Origin of the sequence: Micromonospora sp. NPDC002575, assembly GCF_042889525.1 — a bacterium.
Taxonomy (GTDB): Bacteria; Actinomycetota; Actinomycetes; order Mycobacteriales; family Micromonosporaceae; genus Micromonospora; species Micromonospora carbonacea.
On the sequence record NZ_JBIARA010000009.1, the window covers coordinates 194,398 to 211,685 of the forward strand.

Sequence of the window (17,288 nt, forward strand, 5' to 3'; positions counted from 1 at the left end):
TCGCGTCTGCCCGCGGGACAGGCGCGCAGGCGGACCGGGCAGGGGCGGGCGGGGCCGGGCAGGCGGGCGGGCGGGCGGGCGGGGCACGGCAATCGACCGCCGGGGAGTTCCGGGTGGCACAGGGGCTGAGACCGCCTAGGGAGCTGAGTCGTTTACGACATCACCCGGCTGCGGGCCCACCCGACACCGTGATGTCCGAGCCCAACCGAGACCGTGCTGTCCGAACCCACCCGACGCCTCGACGTCCGAGCCCACCGACGCCGTGATGTCGCCGATGACTCAGCTCCCTAGGGGCCGCACGGAGCCTTGCCATCCCCGTCCCCGCCGATTTCGCCATCGTCGCCCACGCCGCTGTCTCCGCCACCTCCACCTCCGCCGCCGCTTGCACCGCCACCGCCACCGCGCCGACCGCCGGTGGCGCGAACCGCCGCCAGCGTCGCCACTGCCGCCAGCGTCAGCAGCAGCGCCGTCATCGCGATCGCGCCCGGGGCCTTCGTGGAGCGGGCCAGGTTGGTGCCGTCGGGCAGGACGAGGACGGCGGCCACCGCGCTGGGCAGCACGAACCACGTGGTCCGGGCCGGTCGGATCACCGAGATGGCCAGCAGCGTCAGCGGCCAGGTGGCGTACCAGGGGTGGAAGACCGGCGAGAGGGCGACGGTGGCGGCCAGCGCCAGCCCCGCCCCGAGCAGCGCCACCCGGGGCCGGGCCGCCGCCGGGGCGCCCGCCCCGTGGGGTACGGCGTCGAGCCGGCGCAGCGACCGCCACGCCCAGCACCACAGGGCCACCAGTGCCGCCGCGAGCAGCAGCAGGCCGGCGGCCCGGGTCACCGGCACGGCGTCGGGCCGCCGCCCGGCCCACTCCCCCGCGTAGTCGACGACGAAGCCGACTGCCGTCGGCGGTGACGTCCACTGCGCGGAGTCGCCGCTGCGGGCCAGCCCCTCGACCCAGCCCAGGCCCAGCCCGGACGCCACGGAGGTCACCAGTAGCGCGGCGAGGACGCCGCCGGCCAGCAGGGCCCCGGCGCGCAGCAGCGCCCGCCAGGTGCACCGGCCCCGCACGGCGGCCAGCGCCGCGAACGGCAGCACCACCACGGCGGTCGCCTTGACGGCCACGGCCAGCCCGAGCAGCACCCCGGCCAGCAGCAGCACCCCGGCTGGCAGGGTCTGCCCGGCAGACGGTGGCCCGGGTGGCGAGGGCGGCCTCGCCCACCGGCGGACCAGCATCAGCAGGCCGGCCAGCAGCAGGCCGAGGGCCACCGCGTCGTTGTGCGCCCCGGCCACCAGGTGCACCCCGACCAGGGGCGCGGCCAGCGCCAGCCAGGCGGCCCGCCGGACCGGCACGCCCGCCGCGCGGGCCAGCCCCGGCAGGCAGTACGCGGCCAGCAGCACGCCCGCGACGGCGTACAGCCGCAGGAGCGCGACGGCACCGGCGAGCCCGCCGCCGACGGTCACCGCGAGCGCGGCGAGCAGCACGAACAGCGGCCCATAGGGCGCGGGTGTGTCCCGCCAGATCGGGGCGACCGAGTCCAGCCACGGGCAGCCAGCCGCCGCCACCCCCAACCGGTACGGGTCGCGCCCGTGCGCGTACGACCAGCCCTGGCAGGCGTACGAGTAGACGTCGCGGCTGCCCAGCGGCGGCGTCGCCAGCAGCGGCAGCAGCCATCCCCCGGCGGTCGTGTACGCCCACCGGCCCGACGGGGCGCCGTCGCGCAGCGCCCACCACGCCCCGACCATCAGCGCGGTGCCGGCCAGCCAGCAGCCCAGCACCGCCGGCCCGTGCGGGCCCCGCCACACCTGCGCGGGCGTGCCGCCGGTCAGGTCGGGCAGCGCCCCGCCCAGCCAGCCGGCGACGGCGAGCAGAGCGGCACCGAGCAGTCCCGCCCAGCGGGCGACGACGGCCACCGGCACACCCTTCGCTCAGTCGGCTCCCCGGATGGCGGGGTCCGGCGCGCGGTCCGCCCTGGCCGACCGTACCAACCGCACGGCCGCCCAGATCAGCAGAAGCGTCATCAGCGGGGCACCGGGCAGCTTCGTGTACCGGGCCAGCCCGGTGCCGTCCGGCAGGATCAGGAACGCCGAGACGAGCGCCACGACGATGTACCAGCGGGCGGGGCGGACGGTCGTCGCGGCGAGCACGGTCAGCGGCCAGATCCAGTACCAAGGGTGCACGACCGGGGACATCGCCACCATGGCGGCCAGCGCGAGGCCGGCGTGCCACAGCGGCTCCCGCGTGCGGGCCCGCAACCAGAGCCAGAGCAGCAGCCCGGCGAGCACCACCACGCCGAGCGCCCGAGCCACGGGCAGCGCGTCGACGTGCGCGCCGAAGAGCAACGCGACGTACCCGGCGGTCTGCCCCACGGCGGTGGGCGGCGAGGTCCAGGCGATCGCGTCGCCGCCCTTGGACAGCCCGCCGACCCAGCCGAAGTCCAGCCCGCCAGCGAAGGTCACCCCGACCACGGTGGCGACCGCACCGGCGACGACCCACCCGCCGTCGCGCAGCAGCGTGCGGATCCGGTACGGCCCGGACATGGCGGCCAGCGCGGCGAACGGGATCACCACCACGCCGGTGATCTTGATGGACACGGCCAGCCCGAGCAGCACCCCCCCGGCCAGCATCGGCCCGGGGCGGCCCGGCCGGGCGGCCACCACGGCCAAGCCGGCGACCAGCAGGCCGACCATCAGCGCGTCGTTGTGCGCCCCGGCCACCAGGTGCACGCCGATGAGCGGGCTGGCCAGCGCCAGCCACAGCGCCCGCCCGACGGGGACCCCGCAGCGGCGGGCCAGCACCGGCAGGCAGGCGGCGGTCAACGCCAGCCCGGCCACGGCGAACAACCGGAACAGCACGATGCTCGCGGTCAGCGACCCGGTCGCCTTCACCACCGCGCCGGCGAGCACCACGAACAGGGGACCGTACGGGGCCGGGGTATCCCGCCAGATGTACGAGATGGTGTCCAGCCACGGGCAGGGCAACGCCGACACGCCCTGCTCGTAAGGGCTGATGCCGTTGGCGAAGCTGGCCCCCTGGCACGCGTACGCGTACACGTCGCGGCTGGCCATCGGTGGCGCGACCAGCAACGGCAGCAGCCAGAGCCCGGCGGTGACGAGGGCCCAGCGCGCGGACGGCGGGCCGTCGCGCAGTGACCACCAGGCCCACGCCATCAGCGTGGTCCCCACCAGCCAGGCCACGATGATCAGCGGCCCGTGCGGGCCCTGCCAGATGCTGACCGGGGTGGGGCGCAGGTCGCCGCCGGGGAACGCTCCACCGAGGAACCCGGACACGGCGAGCAGCAGGGAACCGGCCAACCCGGTCCAGCGCGCGAGGTGGTGAGGCACGCCATCATGCTGCCAGCCGATCGAACGCAACCGACGGCGGGCATCCGACCGGGAAGACATCACGAGCCTCGACGGGCTTCGCCGATTCTGCCATCTCACGTTCACGATCCCCGCCGCCAGACGCTACTCGCCCACTAGCCGGCAGTGACCTCCTCCCACAGCGCCAAAAGGCCTGGTGTCTCCTGAGCACAGGCCGCCACCAGGAAGAGCACGGCGTGTTTCGGCAACGGAGCGGGTTCTACCGGGCGGGCCGCACGCGCCCTGGCTGCCTCCTCCCATAGCGCAGCCAACCTGACATCGTCGCCGCCACACACGGCGCTCATCCGCTCCACCGCCTGCCAGGGCGGTGGTTGCTTACCGTTGAGCCACCGCTCCCACGAGGATCTGCTAAAGCTAGTCCGTGCACCCAGCCGAGTCAGGCTCAATTCAGAACGGTCTTTTAGAAGACGCAGATCGACCACCAAGATCTTTTCCGCTTCAGAGAGACCATCAGGCAACTTCCTCCACAAACCCCAGTCCCCCAGCTCGCAGCCAACACCTTACCAAGAATCAAGACATCCCTCAATGTCTCATGTTCTCTCGCCAGACTAGCGGGACACTCGCCATCCCGCCAGACTGTGACATGTCAGCGCACAACACAACCGACACTTCCAACCGGAAGCCGGCGGATAGACAAAACTTTGATAGACGCTGACAGCATTATCCCCACGAGGGAGAACGGAGCATTGACATGCCGAAGAATCGTCGGATAGCACTGGGAGCGGTGCTGCTCGCTGCCCCATTCATTCTCGCCGCGCCCGGCCCCGCGCAGGCACATGGATCCTGCGGAGAGGTACCTGGCCGGGGCGCAGGCTGCGTCAGCTCTTCCCACACCAGCGTCTCCGCGTGCGACGGGGCGGAGGATGGCTGGGGCGTCCGGACCTGGTACAAGACGAGCAATGGCGTCACGGACCACGTCGGCGACGCGAACGGCGCCAGCGACCCCTGCGGCAGCGAATCCCCCCTGGGTGGCGGCACCATCACCATGTTCCGGGTGTGCGCCGGTCCGAACGGCGCCGACACCTCTTGCACCCCGTGGTATAACGCCTAGCAAATCGCGCCCGCCGACGATCCATGGTTCGTCGGCGGGCGCGATCTGCTGATGGGCTATTACAGCAGGGGCCTGGACCCATCTATCCCCCAAGCCGCTTAGGCGGTCAGCAGTGGTTCACAGGTATGAGATCGCTAGAAACCAAGAAATCGCCTGGGGTACGGACCGTCACCTCGATCCGCCCGTCCGGCCCTGGGCGTAGGCAGCCATCTGCTCCGCGCAGGGATAGCCAGCGCGACCAGCGGATCCGGACCGGCACGTCGCCGGGCGCGTCAACGGTGAACCGGACGGCGGCCCGGTCGGAGTCGAGCAGCCGCCCCGGCGCGCCGACCAGCGGGGCGGGTTCCGTCACGGCGTACAGCCGCCAGGTGGCGTCCCGCCACACCTCCCGCAGGTACGGCTGACCGGCGGCGACGAGGGCGGCCTCCTGGCGGGCGTACCGGTCGGGCACGCTGTCGGGGGCGAGCGCGACGTAGGCGACGGCCTCCCGGCGCAGCCAGGCGGCGTACGCGTCGGCGGTGAGGTCGTCGCCGTAGAACAGGGGGTTGCGGGCGGTGTCGACCTGCCGCTCCCAGCCCCGGGCCAGCGGCACGGTGTCCGGCAGGTACGCCGACTCCCAGTGGTCGCGCAGCGGCACCACCTCGACCCGGCCCACCGGCTGCCGGCGGGCCAACTCGTCGGCCAGCGGCCGGTAGTACGCCGCCGCGCTCTCGGGCGAACCGGCGCGAGCGAGGTCGTTGGTCATCACCGGGTTCTGCCACCAGACGCAGGCGGCGAGCAGCCCGGCCAGCCACGGGCCGGGCAGCGGAGCGTATCCGGCGAGCAGGGGCAGCGCGAACAGCAGCGGCAGCCGCAGGGCGTTGGAGCCGATCGGGCTGGGCACGAGCTGCGCGGCGACCAGCAGCAGCACGGTCAGCGCGGCCCCGGCGCGCAGCACGCGGCGGCGGCGCGGCACCGCGAAGAAGACGACCACGGCGAGGGCCACGTTGATCCGCATCGACTCGGCGGTGAACGGCTGCGTGCCACCGTTGCCGAACAGCAGCGCCATCGGGGCGAGCGCGACCGCCGGGGCGAGGCACAGCATCAGGCTCTCGGCGAGCGGCCGGTCAGCCCGCCACCCGACGGGCAGCGCCCGCCCCGGCCCGGGGCCCCGGCGCAGGCTCGCCAGCAGCAGCGCCGCGCCGGCCAGGCCGGTGAACAGGCCGGCGACGGGGCTGGCCCAGGTGGCCAGCGCGGCGAGTAGCCCGGCCAGGGCCAGCCGCGCCGGGCGGGCCCAACCGCGTGGACCCACCGGGTCGGCACCGACCGCGCAGAGCGCGAGCAGCCCCAGCGCCAGCCCGACAGCGAACGTGACCCGACCGCTGACCAGGTTGCCGACCAGCACGATCGCCCCGAGGACTCCGGCGAGCTGCGGCCGGCGGGCCCGGTGCCGGGCGAACAGGTGGCCCAGCGCGGCGGCGGCGAGCACCGCGGCGACGGCCCCGAGCGGGCGGGGCCCGACCCAGGCGGCCAGCCGGGCGGTGAAGAGGCTGTAGCCGAACTGGTCGACCCCGCCGTACCAGCCGAGGTCGACCGGGGTGAAGCCGTGCCGGTCGGCGAACCCGGCCCGGGCGACCTGCGCGGCGAGGTCGGTGCCCATCGGCGGGGCGATCAGGTACGCCGCCGCGAGCAGCACCGCCGCGCCGGCCGCCACCACGGCAGGTGTTAACAGGGGTCCCCTGCTATGCAGAAAGTGATAAGAAGGGGCCCTTCCTTGCGCCTCAGGCATCGAGGACGCGTTCCATCGCCGCGCGGGAGCGGCGGCCGGTGCGCAGGTACTCGTCGAGGAACTCGCCCGGGTCGTCGCGGCCGAGCAGCCGCACCACCCCGGCCAGCTCCACGCCGTGCCGGGGGAGCTGGTCGCCGGCGCGGCCCCGCACCAGCATCAGCGCGTTGCGGACCTGCGCGGCGAGGGTCCAGCCGGCGGCCATCGCGGTGGCGTCCGCCGGGTCGACCAGGTCCGCGCCGGCCGCCGCCGCGAGCGCGTCAAGGGTACGCGTGCCGCGCAGCTCCGGCAGCCGGCCGGCGTGCCGGAGCTGGACCAGCTGCACCGCCCACTCGACGTCGGCGAGCCCGCCCCGGCCCAGCTTGGTGTGGGTGGCCGGGTCGGCGCCCCGGGGCAGCCGCTCGGTCTCCACCCGCGCCTTGATCCGGCGGATCTCGACGATCTGCTCCCGGGTGAGCCCGTCGGCGGGATAGCGGACGGGGTCGACCATCTTCTCGAACTCGGCCCCCAGGTCGGCGTCGCCGCAGACGAACCGGGCGCGCAGCAGCGCCTGCGCCTCCCACACCTTCGACCAGCGGGCGTAGTACTGGGCGTACGCGGCGAGGCTGCGCACGAGGGGGCCCTGCCGGCCCTCGGGGCGCAGGTCGGCGTCGACGCCGAGCGCCGGGTCGGGGGCGGGGGCGGCCAACAGCCGGCGCAGCTCCTCGGCGATGGCGTGGGCGGCGGCGCTGGCCGCGCCCTCGCCGGCCCCGGGAGGCGCGTCGTAGACGAAGAGCACGTCGGCGTCGGAGAGGTAGTTGGACTCGTACCCGCCGAGCCGGCCCATGCCGATGACGGCGAACCGCAGGCCGGGCAGGGCCGGTTGGGCGGCCCGGGCGGCGCGCAGCGCGGCGGCGAGGGTGGCGTCGGTGACGTCGGACAGGGCGGTGCCGACGGCGGTGACGTCGGCGAGGCCGACCGTGGCCCGCCCGTCGGCGTCGGGGCGGCCTGCGGCGGCGTCGGGGTCCCGCCCCGGGGCGCTCCGGTCCACGTCCCGGCCGGGGGTGGGGGCCAGCGAGCCGGCGCGGCTCAGCATGTCCGCGCAGGCGATGCGGACCAGTTCCCGGCGGCGCAGCGCGCGTACGGCACGGGTCGCCTCGACGGGGTCGTCGGCGTGCCGGGCCGCCGCGGCGGCGAAGCCCTCGCAGAGGACGGCGCGCGGGCGGGGGGTCAGCTCGTTCTCCTCGGCCAGCAGCCGCAGCGCCTCCGGCTCGCGGGCCAGCAGGTCGGCCGCGTACCGGGAGGAGGACAGGACGCGGGCGAGCCGGCGGGCCACCGGGCCGGAGTCGCGCAGCAGCCGCAGGTACCAGGGGGTGCCGCCGAGGGAGTCGGAGACCTGCCGGTAGTTGAGCAGCCCCCGGTCCGGTTCGGGTGCGTCGGCGAACTCGCTGAGCAGCACCGGCAGCAGGGTGCGCTGGATCGCGGCGGTGCGGCTCACCCCGCCGGTGAGGGCCTGGAGGTGGCGCAGCGCCCCGGCGGGGTCGGCGAAGCCGAGGATCTCCAGCCGGTGCCGGGCCGCCTCGGGGGTGAGCCGCAGCCCGTCGGCCGGCACCCGGGCCACCGACTCCAGCAGGGGGCGGTAGAGCAGCTTGGCGTGCAGCCGGCGTACCTCGGTGGCGTGGGTGACCCACTCGGCGCGGAACTCCTCGACGGCGCTGCGGCCCCGCGTGGCCGCGTAGCCGAGGGCGGCGGCGAGCCAGCGCAGGGCGGCCGGTTCGGTCGGCACGGTGTGGGTGCGGCGCAGGCCCTGGAGCTGGAGCCGGTGCTCGACGGCGCGCAGGAAGCGGTAGCCGCGCAGCAGGGCCTCCCCGTCGGCGCGGCCCACGTAGCCGCCGGCGACGAGGGCGCGCAGCGCGGGGATCGTCCCGGGCACGCGCAGCGCCTCGTCGCCGCGGCCGTGCACCAGTTGCAGGAGCTGGACGGCGAACTCGATGTCGCGCAGCCCGCCGGGGCCGCGTTTGATCTCGCGGTCCAGCTCCTTCGGCGGGATGTTGTCGATGATCTTCCGGCGCATCGACCGGACGTCGTCGACGGCCTCGGGCCGCTCGGCGGCGGTCCACACCAGCGGGGCGAGTTGGTCGATCCACTCCTGGCACAGCGCCAGGTCGCCGGCCGCCGGGCGGGCCTTCAGCAGCGCCTGGAACTCCCAGGTGCGGGCCCAGCGCCGGTAGTAGGCCAGGTGGCTGGCGAGGGTGCGCACCAGCGGGCCCCGGTTGCCCTCGGGGCGCAGCGCCGCGTCGACCGGCCAGGCGACCAGCCCGCAGACGTGGATCAGCCGGGTGGCGATGGTGGTGGCCGCCGGCAGCTCGTCGTCCTCGGCGCAGACGAAGATCACGTCGACGTCGGAGACGTAGTTGAGCTCGCCGCCGCCGCACTTGCCCATCGCCACCACGCCGAGGCGGGGCACGGCGGCGTCCTCGGGCAGCTCGCCGACCGCGATGTCGTACGCCGCCGCGAGGGTGGCGTCGGCCAGCGCGGACAGCGCGGCCATGGTCTGTTCCAGGGCCCGCCCGCCGGTCAGGTCGGCCGCCGCGATGCGCAGCAGGGCCAGCCGGTACGCCTGCCGCAGCACCGCGATCCGCTGGGTGGACGCGGTGAGGCGGGCGGCGGCGGCCAGGTCGAGCCGGCCCTCGGCGGCGGGGGCGAGCCCGTCGGGGTCGGTGGCGAGCACCGGCCACTGGTGGGGGTTGGCCACCAGGTGGTCGCCGAGGGCCGAGGACGCGCCGAGCACGGCGACGAGCCGCCGGCGCAGCCCCGGGTCGGCGTGCAGGGCGTCGAGCACGGCCGAGCCAGCGGGCCGGCCATCGCCGCCGCCGCTGCGGGCGCTGGCGGCGCTGCGGGCGCTGGCGGCGCTGCGGGCGCTGGCGGCGGAGGCAGTGCTGGCGGCGCCGGCGGCGGAGAGGGCGGTGGCGGCGCTGCCGTTGGCGGCGTCCGTCGGCCGGTCGCCGTCGCCGGTGCCCCCGGTGGCGCGGCGCTCGGCCTCGACGAGGCGGTGCAGCTGGCGCAGGGCGAGATCGGGGTCGGCGGCCCGGGACAGCGCGGCCAGCAGCTCGGCGGCCCGGTCGTCGACGGGCTCCTGCTCCTGCGGGTGCCACAGGTCGAGCCCGGCCGGGCCGAGCAGGTCGGCGGCGCGGGAGCCGTCGTCGGTGCCGAAGCCGTAGCGGGCCAGCCGGCCCCGCGCGGGTCTGCTCATCATCGGTCAGTGCCCCAGCAGCGGCAGGGGACGCCGGACGCTGTCGTCGCCCAGCTCGCCGAGGGCGAGGGCGGCGAACCGGATCGCGAACGGCTGCCACACCTCCTCGACGTCGGCCATCACCCGGTCGCAGGCGGCGACGACCAGCTCGGGGTCGTAGCCCAGCTCGTCGAGCAGGGCGGAGCCGGCCGCCCAGTCGGCGATCATCGCGGTGTCGCACTCGATGTGGAACTGGAGGCCCCAGGCCCGGTCGCCGAGCCGGAACGCCTGGTGCGGGTAGCGGGTGGAGGCGGCCAGCAGGGTCGCCCCGTGCGGCAGCTCGGTGATCTCGTCGGTGTGCCACTGGAGCACGTCGGGGATCAGCGGCACGTACCGGAACAGCGGGTCGGTCTCGGCGGCGTCGCGCCGGCCGACGACGGCGGGGCCGACCTCGGGCCCGGACGGGCTGCGCTCGACGAGGCCGGCGTGCGCGGTGGCGAGCAGCTGCGCGCCGAGGCAGACGCCGAGGGTGGGCACCCGGTGCCGGACGGCCTTGCGCAGCAGCCCCTCCAGCTTCGGGAACCAGGGTGCGCCGGGGGCGCCGTCGGGGCCCGGGTAGGCGTGCTGGTCGCCGCCGAGCACCACCAGCGCGACGTGCCCGTCCAGGTCGTCGGGGAGGTCGTCGCCGGCGTGCGGGCGCAGCACCCGCAGCTCCAGGCCCCCCTCCACCAGCCACTCCCCCAGTCGGCGGAGGTCGTCGGTCGGGTCGTTCTCGATCACCAGCGCGGTTCCCACGCCGTCGAGGCTATCGGGTACGTCGACGACGGCCCGGAACGCCTCGGCCCGCGCCGGCTGTCCGGTTCCCGTCGGGGCGGCCGGCGCGCGGGCCGGTGGGCCGGCCGGCGGCTAGGCTCTGCGGCTGTGATCGCCGACGACGCCGTGCCGCGCCCCGCCGCCGTGCTGCGCCCACCGGTCCTGCGCCCCGGCGACACGGTGCTGCTGGTGTCGCCGTCCGGGCCGACCCGGCCGGAGCGGGTGGCCCGGGGCGTGGAGCTGCTCACCGGCTGGGGGCTGCGGCCGGTGCCCGCCGCGCACGCGTACGCCCGGCGGGGCTACCTGGCCGGCGCGGACGAGCTGCGCGCCGCCGACCTGAACGCCGCGTTCGCCGACCCGCTGGTGCGCGGGGTGATCTGCACCCGGGGCGGCTACGGCGCGCAGCGCATCGTGGACGCCCTGGACATGGCGGCGGTGCGCCGGGACCCGAAGGTGGTGGCCGGGTTCTCCGACATCACCGCGTTGCAGCTCGCCCTGTGGCGGGGCGCCCGGCTGGCCGGCGTGCACGGCCCCGGCGCGGCCTGGGTGGACGAGCGCACCCCGCTGCGCTCCGCCGAGTCGCTGCACGCGGCGCTGATGACGACCGCGCCGGTCACCGTCGCCGCCGTGCCCGGCGAGGAGACCTTCGGGGTACGGGTGCCCGGTCGCGCCACGGGCACCCTGCTCGGCGGCAACCTGTGCCTGCTCGCCGCCACCCTCGGCACCTGGGACATGCCGGACCTGACCGGGGCGATCCTGCTGGTCGAGGACGTGCAGGAGCCCCCGTACAAGGTCGACCGGATGCTCACCCAGCTACGTCGGGCCGGGGCGCTGGACGGCCTGGCCGGGGTGGCCGTCGGGCAGTTCACCGACTGCGCGGACGGCTGGGACACCACGGTCGTCGACGTGCTGACCGACCGCCTCGGCGACCTCGGGGTGCCGGTCCTCGGCGGCCTGCCGATCGGCCACGGCCACGGCCAGCTCACCGTCCCCGTCGGCACCGGGGCCACCCTCGACGCCGACGCCGGAACCCTGACGGCCGCCCCCGCCGTCCACTGACCCCATCCACGCGATCTTGCACTTTCGGCCCGGGCAAAGGGCACGAAACACCCGTCCCGGGGGCCCGAAGTGCAAGATCGCGGTGAGTCGGGGCCGATTTTCAGCTCGCTGACAGGGTCGCCACGGCTCCGGCCCAGCTAGGTCAGTCACTGTCGGTGACGTCATCGCATCCGAGCAACGAGTCTGGAGGACACAGGATGTCCCGCAAGATGTCGAAGAAGCACGTGCTGGCCGGCCTCGCGGCGGCCGGCGTGCTCGGCGTGGGGATCGCGGCGCCGACCATCGCGTTCGCCGAGGAGGGCACTCCGTCGCCGAGCGCCAGCAGCAGCGAGCACACGGATCGGCAGCAGCAGCGGGCCGAGCGGCAGTCGGAGTTCGCCGAGGCGCTCGCCAAGGAGCTGGGCGTGTCCACCGACAAGGTGACCGCCGCCCTGGAGAAGGTCCGGGAGCAGCACAAGGCCGACCGGCCGGAGCGGGGCAAGCTCGGCGAGCGCGGCGAGCGGCCCGACGCCGCCGACCGGCAGGCCGCGCTGAAGGAGCGCCTGGCCCAGGCCGTCAAGGACGGCAAGCTGACCCAGGAGCAGGCCGACGCGATCACCAAGGCCGTCGAGGCCGGCGTCTTCCCCGGTGGGGGCGGCTTCCCCGGCGGCTGGGGCCGGGGCCACGACGGCCCGGCCGGCAAGTGACGCCGCGCGCCTGAGCAACACCAGGTCGCCCACGTGGCGGGGTCCGGAGCACTCCGACCCCGCCACGTCGGCGTCATGGCGCGCGGCGTTCACCGCCCGCCCAAGGCGGCGCGGCGGCGTTCACCGCCCCGCAGGCGGCGTGAAGACGCCGAAGTGGTTGCCGGACGGGTCGAGCAGGTGGGCGAAGGTGAGCCCGCTCGGCGCGCTGATCGGGGGCACCAGCACCCGGCCGCCGGCCGTCTCCGCCCGCTTGACGGCGTCGGCCACGTCCGCCACCTCGGCGTAGAAGATCGCGTAGTTCGGCGTGCCGCCGTCGGAGGCGCGGATCGCCCCGCCGATCCCCGCGCCGTCGGCCCCGCCGCCGGTCACCCGGTACGACCGGCCCGGCGCGCCCTGCTCGGCGAACTCCCAGCCGAACAGCTCGCCGTAGAAGCGCTCGGCCTCGTCCGGCCGGTCGGTGCCGATCTCGAACCAGGTGATCGCGTTGGTCGTGCTCATGGACTGCCTCCCGTTCGTCGCGCCGGCCCGTCGACCGGCGTCGGGACCCAGCCTCGCCCCGTGCCGCGACAGCGTCCTGTCGGTGTTTCCGACGGGGATCGCCGCGAGGGCTCGCGGCGCGGTCAGGCAAGGGTGAGCTGACGGACGACCTGGCGCGGGATGTCCAGCGCGTCGGGGCGCAGCTCCCGGGTCACCGGCTCGGCCAGCGCGGTCACCGAGGAGATCCGGTCGAGGCGGAACGCGCGCGGGCCGTCGCGCAGCCGGCACCAGGCCAGCAGATACCAGTGCCAGGGGTTGCCGAGGAAGCCCAGCGGCTCGACGACCCGGTCGGTGGCGACGCCGGCCCGATCGGCGTACCCGATGCGCAGGACCCGGGCGGCGGTGACCGCCCCGGCGACGGCCGCCGGGACGGGCGCGGCGGGGCCGCCCCCGACGAGGTGCACCCGCCCGGCGAGCCGGCGGGCCTCGGCGGCGTCGGCCGGCGGCATGACGGCGAGCAGCTTGCGCAGGGCCGTCGCGCCCGCCTCGGCGAACGGGCCGCCGTCGAGGCGGTGCAGCGCGACGGCCATCGCCACCGCCTCGACGGCGGTGAGGTTCACCGGCGGCAGGGTGTGCGCCCGGTCGACCACGTATCCGCCGGTGCGGCCCGGCTCGGCCCAGATCGGCACGCCGGCCTGCTGCAACGCGGCGATGTCGCGCTCGACGGTGCGGGTGCTGACCTCGAAGCGCCCGGCGAGCCAGCGGGCGCTGCGCGGCCGGGGCGACACCGCCCGCAGCTCCTCCACCAGGGCGTAGAGACGATCCGTGCGGTTCACGCCCCGACGCTAGCCACCGGGTGTGACAGGCGGGCTCAGGCGATGCAGGCGCAGACGATCAGCGCGGCGCCGAAGTGGGTGGCGGCGCTGACCCGGGCCGCCGGGTGCGGCTCGTCGGAGCAGATGATCTCGCCGAGCCGGCCGGGGGTCAGCAGGTCGAGCACGAAGAACGCCAGCGCCATGATCAGCAGGCCGATCAGCCCGAAGACGACCGTGGACGCCAGGCCCTTGGCGAAGTCGCTGTAGCTGGTCAGGATCGCGGTGAACACGATGCCGGCGATGCCGAGCTGGTTCGCGGCGAGCAGCAGCGCCGCGTTGCCGTTGCGCCGCACCCAGATCAGCTCGCGCAGCCTGCCGGGGGTGAGCAGGTCGACCAGGCCGAAGCCGGCCGCCATCAGCCCCACCCCGACGACCCCGAACACGACGCTCTGCCATGCTCCGCTGAGCAGGTCCTCCAGCACCGGCTGCCTCCCACCACCTGCCGCCCGGCGGGGGTGCCGGCGCGGTGATCGAGACGATAGCGGCCCGCCGCAACTCCCCGACAGACCGCGCCGGCCTGCGGCGTCACAGCGACAGGTAGCGCTGCCGCTCGTAGGGGGTGACCTCGCGGCGGTACTGCTCCCACTCGGCCCGCTTGTTGCGCAGGAAGAAGTCGAAGACGTGCTCGCCGAGCACCTCGGCGACCAGCTCGGAGCCGGCCATCACGTCGATCGCCTCGGACAGGTTCTCCGGCAGCGCCTCGTAGCCCATCGCCTTGCGTTCGGCGCTGCTCAGCGACCAGACGTCGTCCTCGGCGCCCGGGGGCAGCTCGTAGCCCTCCTCGATGCCCTTGAGGCCGGCGCCGAGCAGCACCGCGAACGCCAGGTAGGGGTTCGTCGCCGAGTCCAGCGAGCGGACCTCGACCCGGGCCGAGTTCGGCTTGCCGTAGGCCGGGACGCGGACCAGCGCCGACCGGTTGAGGTGACCCCAGCAGACGTACGCGGGGCTCTCGGTGATCCGGTCGGGCAACGCCTGCGGGAACAGCCGCTTGTAGGAGTTGACCCACTGGTTGGTGACCGCCGTGTATTCCCGGGCGTGGGTGAGCAGCCCGGCGATGAACGACTTCGCCACCTTCGACAGCTTCATCGGGTCGCCGCCGTCGTGGAACGCGTTGCGCTCGCCCTCGAACAGCGACAGGTGGGTGTGCATGCCGCTGCCCGGCTGGTCGGTGAACGGCTTCGGCATGAAGCTGGCCTGCACGCCGGTGGAGAGCGCCACCTCCTTGACCACGTGCCGAAAGGTCATGATGTTGTCGGCGGTGGTCAGCGCGTCGGCGTACCGCAGGTCGATCTCCTGCTGGCCGGGGGCGACCTCGTGGTGGCTGAACTCCACCGAGATGCCGATGCGCTCCAGGGCCAGCACCGCCTGGCGGCGGAAGTCCCGCGCCACCGCGTGCGTGGTGTGCTCGAAGTAGCCGCCCGTGTCGACGGGGGTCGGCACCGAGCCGTCCTGCGGGCCGTTCTCCAGCAGGAAGAACTCGATCTCGGGGTGGGTGTAGAAGGTGAAGCCCTTCTCGGCGGCCTTGGACAGCATCCGGCGCAGCACGTGCCGGGGGTCGGCCCAGGACGGGCCGCCGTCGGGCAGCAGGATGTCGCAGAACATCCGGGCGCTCTCGCCGCTGACGCCGCCCTCGAAGGGGAACACCTGGAAGGTGGTCGGGTCGGGCATGGCCACCATGTCGGACTCGAACACCCGGGCGAAGCCCTCGATCGCCGAGCCGTCGAACCCGATGCCCTCCTCGAAGGCGGCCTCCAGCTCGGCGGGGGCCACCGACACGCTCTTGAGCGTGCCCAGCACGTCGGTGAACCACAGCCGGACGAACCGGATGTCCCGCTCTTCCAGCGTACGGAGGACGAACTCCTGCTGACGGTCCACTTCCACCCCTCGTGCCACTGTCTCCACCACCGGTGGGGCCTGGCCGCCCAGTGTCCACCGGCTCCTTTACGCAGACGTTACGCGACCGGCCCGGACCTCGTCCTGTCGTGTCCCGCCCCCTGGCGGACGGACCACCGCCCGGGCTGCCGGGCGTCGCCGCACGAGTGGCCGCCGTCTCCGCGCCGCCGCCGTGTCGGCACCGGCCGGCTGGGGCAAGATGTGGACATGCCCACCCTGCGTCTCGCCCTGTCCCAGGTCAACCCGAGCGTCGGCGACCTCGCCGGCAACGCCGGCCTGGTCCGCCGGTGGACCCGCACGGCCGCCGACGCCGGCGCCCAGCTCGTCCTGTTCCCGGAGATGGTGCTCACCGGGTACCCGGTCGAGGACCTGGTGTTCCGCCGGTCCTTCGTCGCCGCGTCGCAGGCCGCGCTGCGCCGCCTCGCCGCCGACCTGGCCGCCGACGGCCTCGGCGGGGTGCCGGTGGTGGTCGGCTACCTGGACGCCGACGGCCCGCCGCAGGTCAGCTCCGACGCCGAGCCGGGCCGGGGGGCGCGCAACGCCGCGGCGGTGCTGCACGGCGGCGAGGTGGTGGCCACCTACTTCAAGCACCACCTGCCCAACTACGGCGTGTTCGACGAGGACCGCTACTTCGTCCCGGGCGGCGCGCTGACGGTGGTCCGCGTCGGCGGGGTGGACGTCGCCCTGACCATCTGCGAGGACATGTGGCAGGCCGGGGGCCCGTTCGCGGCGGCCCGGCAGGCCGGCGTCGGCCTGGTCGTCACGATCAACGGCTCGCCGTACGAGCTGAACAAGGACGACATCCGGCTGCCGCTGGTGCGCCGCCGGGCCGCCGAGGCCGGGGCCGCCGTGGCGTACGTCAACATGGTCGGCGGCCAGGACGAGCTGGTCTTCGAGGGCGACTCGCTGATCGTCGACGCGGACGGCACGCTGCTGGCCCGCGCCCCCCAGTTCGTCGAGCACCTGCTCGTGCACGACGTCGAGCTGCCGGCGGCCGACGGGCCCGGCGGCGACGCGGCCATGGCCGGCGGGGCGGCGCCGGCCGGCGGCGAGCTGGCCGCGGGCATGCGGATCGTGCGGGCCACGGTCGGCGACGTCCCGCCGACGCCCGGCGGCGCGGCGGCGGTGGGCGGGATCATCGAGCCGGCGGCCGACGAGGCGGAGGTGTGGCAGGCGCTGGTGCTGGGCCTGCGCGACTACGTCGACAAGAACCGGTTCCCGTCGGTGGTGCTGGGGCTCTCCGGCGGCATCGACTCGGCGGTGGTGGCGGCCCTCGCGGTCGACGCGCTCGGCCCGGACCGGGTGGTCGGCGTCTCGCTGCCCAGCCGGCACTCGTCCGAGCACTCCCGGGCCGACGCGGAGGACCTGGCCAAGCGCACCGGCCTGGACTACCGGGTCGAGCCGATCCAGCCGATGGTGGACGCGTTCCTGGCGAACATGTCGCTGTCCGGGGTGACGGTGGAGAACCTCCAGGCGCGGGTGCGCGGGGTGATCCTGATGGCGCTGTCGAACCAGGAGGGCCACCTGGTCCTCACCACCGGCAACAAGAGCGAGCTGGCGGTGGGCTATTCGACCCTCTACGGCGACTCGGTCGGCGGCTTCAACCCGGTCAAGGACGTGTGGAAGACGCTGATCTGGCGGCTGGCGAAGTGGCGCAACGCCGACGCGACGCGCCGGGGCGAGACCCCGCCGATCCCGGAGAACTCGATCGGCAAGCCGCCGAGCGCCGAGCTGAGCCCCGGCCAGCTCGACAGCGACACGCTGCCTGACTACGACGTGCTGGACCCGATCCTGATCGGGTACGTCGACGGCGACCTGGGCCGGACGGGGCTCGTCGAGTCGGGGCACGACCCGGCGGTCGTCGACCGGGTGCTGCGGATGGTGGACACCGCGGAGTACAAGCGGCGGCAGTCGGCCCCCGGCACCAAGATCTCGATGAAGGCGTTCGGGCGGGACCGGCGGCTGCCGATCACCAACCGCTGGCGCGAGGACGGCTGAGCCGGGCCGGGCCGGGCTCACCGGGGAGTGAAATCCTCCACTGCCTCCTGCCGTCGGCCGTCGCGCGGTGCGACGCTTGCGACGGAACC

13 protein-coding genes are annotated in these 17,288 nt (G+C 75.0%); 3 read left to right on the top strand and 10 right to left on the bottom strand.

Annotated elements, in window-relative coordinates:
• Positions 1–287 precede the first annotated feature (287 nt).
• The 6 genes from mptB (ACFYWL_RS16315) to ACFYWL_RS16340 form a co-directional block, all read right to left on the bottom strand.
• Positions 288–1,907, bottom strand: a complete 1,620-nt coding sequence (mptB, locus tag ACFYWL_RS16315) for a polyprenol phosphomannose-dependent alpha 1,6 mannosyltransferase MptB (RefSeq protein ID WP_386973041.1) — start codon at positions 1,905–1,907, stop codon at positions 288–290.
• 9 nt (positions 1,908–1,916) lie between these two features.
• Positions 1,917–3,332 (bottom strand): polyprenol phosphomannose-dependent alpha 1,6 mannosyltransferase MptB, encoded by a 1,416-nt coding sequence (gene mptB / locus ACFYWL_RS16320; protein WP_386973044.1) that lies wholly within the window; start codon positions 3,330–3,332, stop codon positions 1,917–1,919.
• A 134-nt stretch (positions 3,333–3,466) separates the two neighbouring features.
• Positions 3,467–3,793: a helix-turn-helix domain-containing protein gene (locus tag ACFYWL_RS16325; protein WP_386973254.1), complete on the bottom strand. Its 327-nt coding sequence runs from the start codon at positions 3,791–3,793 to the stop codon at positions 3,467–3,469.
• A 735-nt stretch (positions 3,794–4,528) separates the two neighbouring features.
• A complete protein-coding gene (locus ACFYWL_RS16330; protein ID WP_386973046.1) occupies positions 4,529–6,115 on the bottom strand; it encodes a hypothetical protein in 1,587 nt (528 codons plus the stop codon).
• A gap of 67 nt (positions 6,116–6,182) precedes the next feature.
• Positions 6,183–9,419, bottom strand: a complete 3,237-nt coding sequence (locus ACFYWL_RS16335) for a bifunctional [glutamine synthetase] adenylyltransferase/[glutamine synthetase]-adenylyl-L-tyrosine phosphorylase (RefSeq protein ID WP_386973049.1) — start codon at positions 9,417–9,419, stop codon at positions 6,183–6,185.
• Positions 9,420–9,425: 6 nt separating this feature from the next.
• Positions 9,426–10,193 (bottom strand): type 1 glutamine amidotransferase, encoded by a 768-nt coding sequence (locus ACFYWL_RS16340; RefSeq protein ID WP_386973052.1) that lies wholly within the window; start codon positions 10,191–10,193, stop codon positions 9,426–9,428.
• A 129-nt stretch (positions 10,194–10,322) separates the two neighbouring features.
• On the opposite strand from ACFYWL_RS16340, the gene ACFYWL_RS16345 reads away from it, so the two are divergent.
• Both ACFYWL_RS16345 and ACFYWL_RS16350 read left to right on the top strand, forming a co-directional pair.
• Positions 10,323–11,270: an LD-carboxypeptidase gene (locus tag ACFYWL_RS16345; protein WP_386973257.1), complete on the top strand. Its 948-nt coding sequence runs from the start codon at positions 10,323–10,325 to the stop codon at positions 11,268–11,270.
• A gap of 197 nt (positions 11,271–11,467) precedes the next feature.
• Positions 11,468–11,956, top strand: coding sequence for a hypothetical protein (locus tag ACFYWL_RS16350; RefSeq protein ID WP_386973054.1), 489 nt, complete (start codon positions 11,468–11,470; stop codon positions 11,954–11,956).
• Positions 11,957–12,076: 120 nt separating this feature from the next.
• On the opposite strand, the gene ACFYWL_RS16355 is transcribed toward ACFYWL_RS16350, so the two are convergent.
• From ACFYWL_RS16355 to glnA, 4 genes are all read right to left on the bottom strand, one after another.
• Complete coding sequence (locus tag ACFYWL_RS16355) at positions 12,077–12,454, bottom strand: VOC family protein (protein WP_386973056.1); 378 nt, start codon at positions 12,452–12,454, stop codon at positions 12,077–12,079.
• A gap of 122 nt (positions 12,455–12,576) precedes the next feature.
• Positions 12,577–13,269: a helix-turn-helix transcriptional regulator gene (locus ACFYWL_RS16360; protein WP_386973058.1), complete on the bottom strand. Its 693-nt coding sequence runs from the start codon at positions 13,267–13,269 to the stop codon at positions 12,577–12,579.
• Between the two features lie 35 nt (positions 13,270–13,304).
• The gene (locus ACFYWL_RS16365) at positions 13,305–13,730 is read right to left on the bottom strand and encodes a DUF350 domain-containing protein (protein WP_077938941.1); all 426 of its coding nucleotides are present in this window, start codon (positions 13,728–13,730) and stop codon (positions 13,305–13,307) included.
• 103 nt (positions 13,731–13,833) lie between these two features.
• Entirely contained in the window at positions 13,834–15,183 is a 1,350-nt protein-coding gene (glnA, locus tag ACFYWL_RS16370) for a type I glutamate--ammonia ligase (protein WP_386973061.1), read from the bottom strand.
• A 225-nt stretch (positions 15,184–15,408) separates the two neighbouring features.
• Here glnA and ACFYWL_RS16375 point away from each other — a divergent pair, with 225 nt between their 5' ends.
• A complete protein-coding gene (locus ACFYWL_RS16375; RefSeq protein WP_386973063.1) occupies positions 15,409–17,199 on the top strand; it encodes an NAD+ synthase in 1,791 nt (596 codons plus the stop codon).
• Positions 17,200–17,288: the final 89 nt, after the last annotated feature.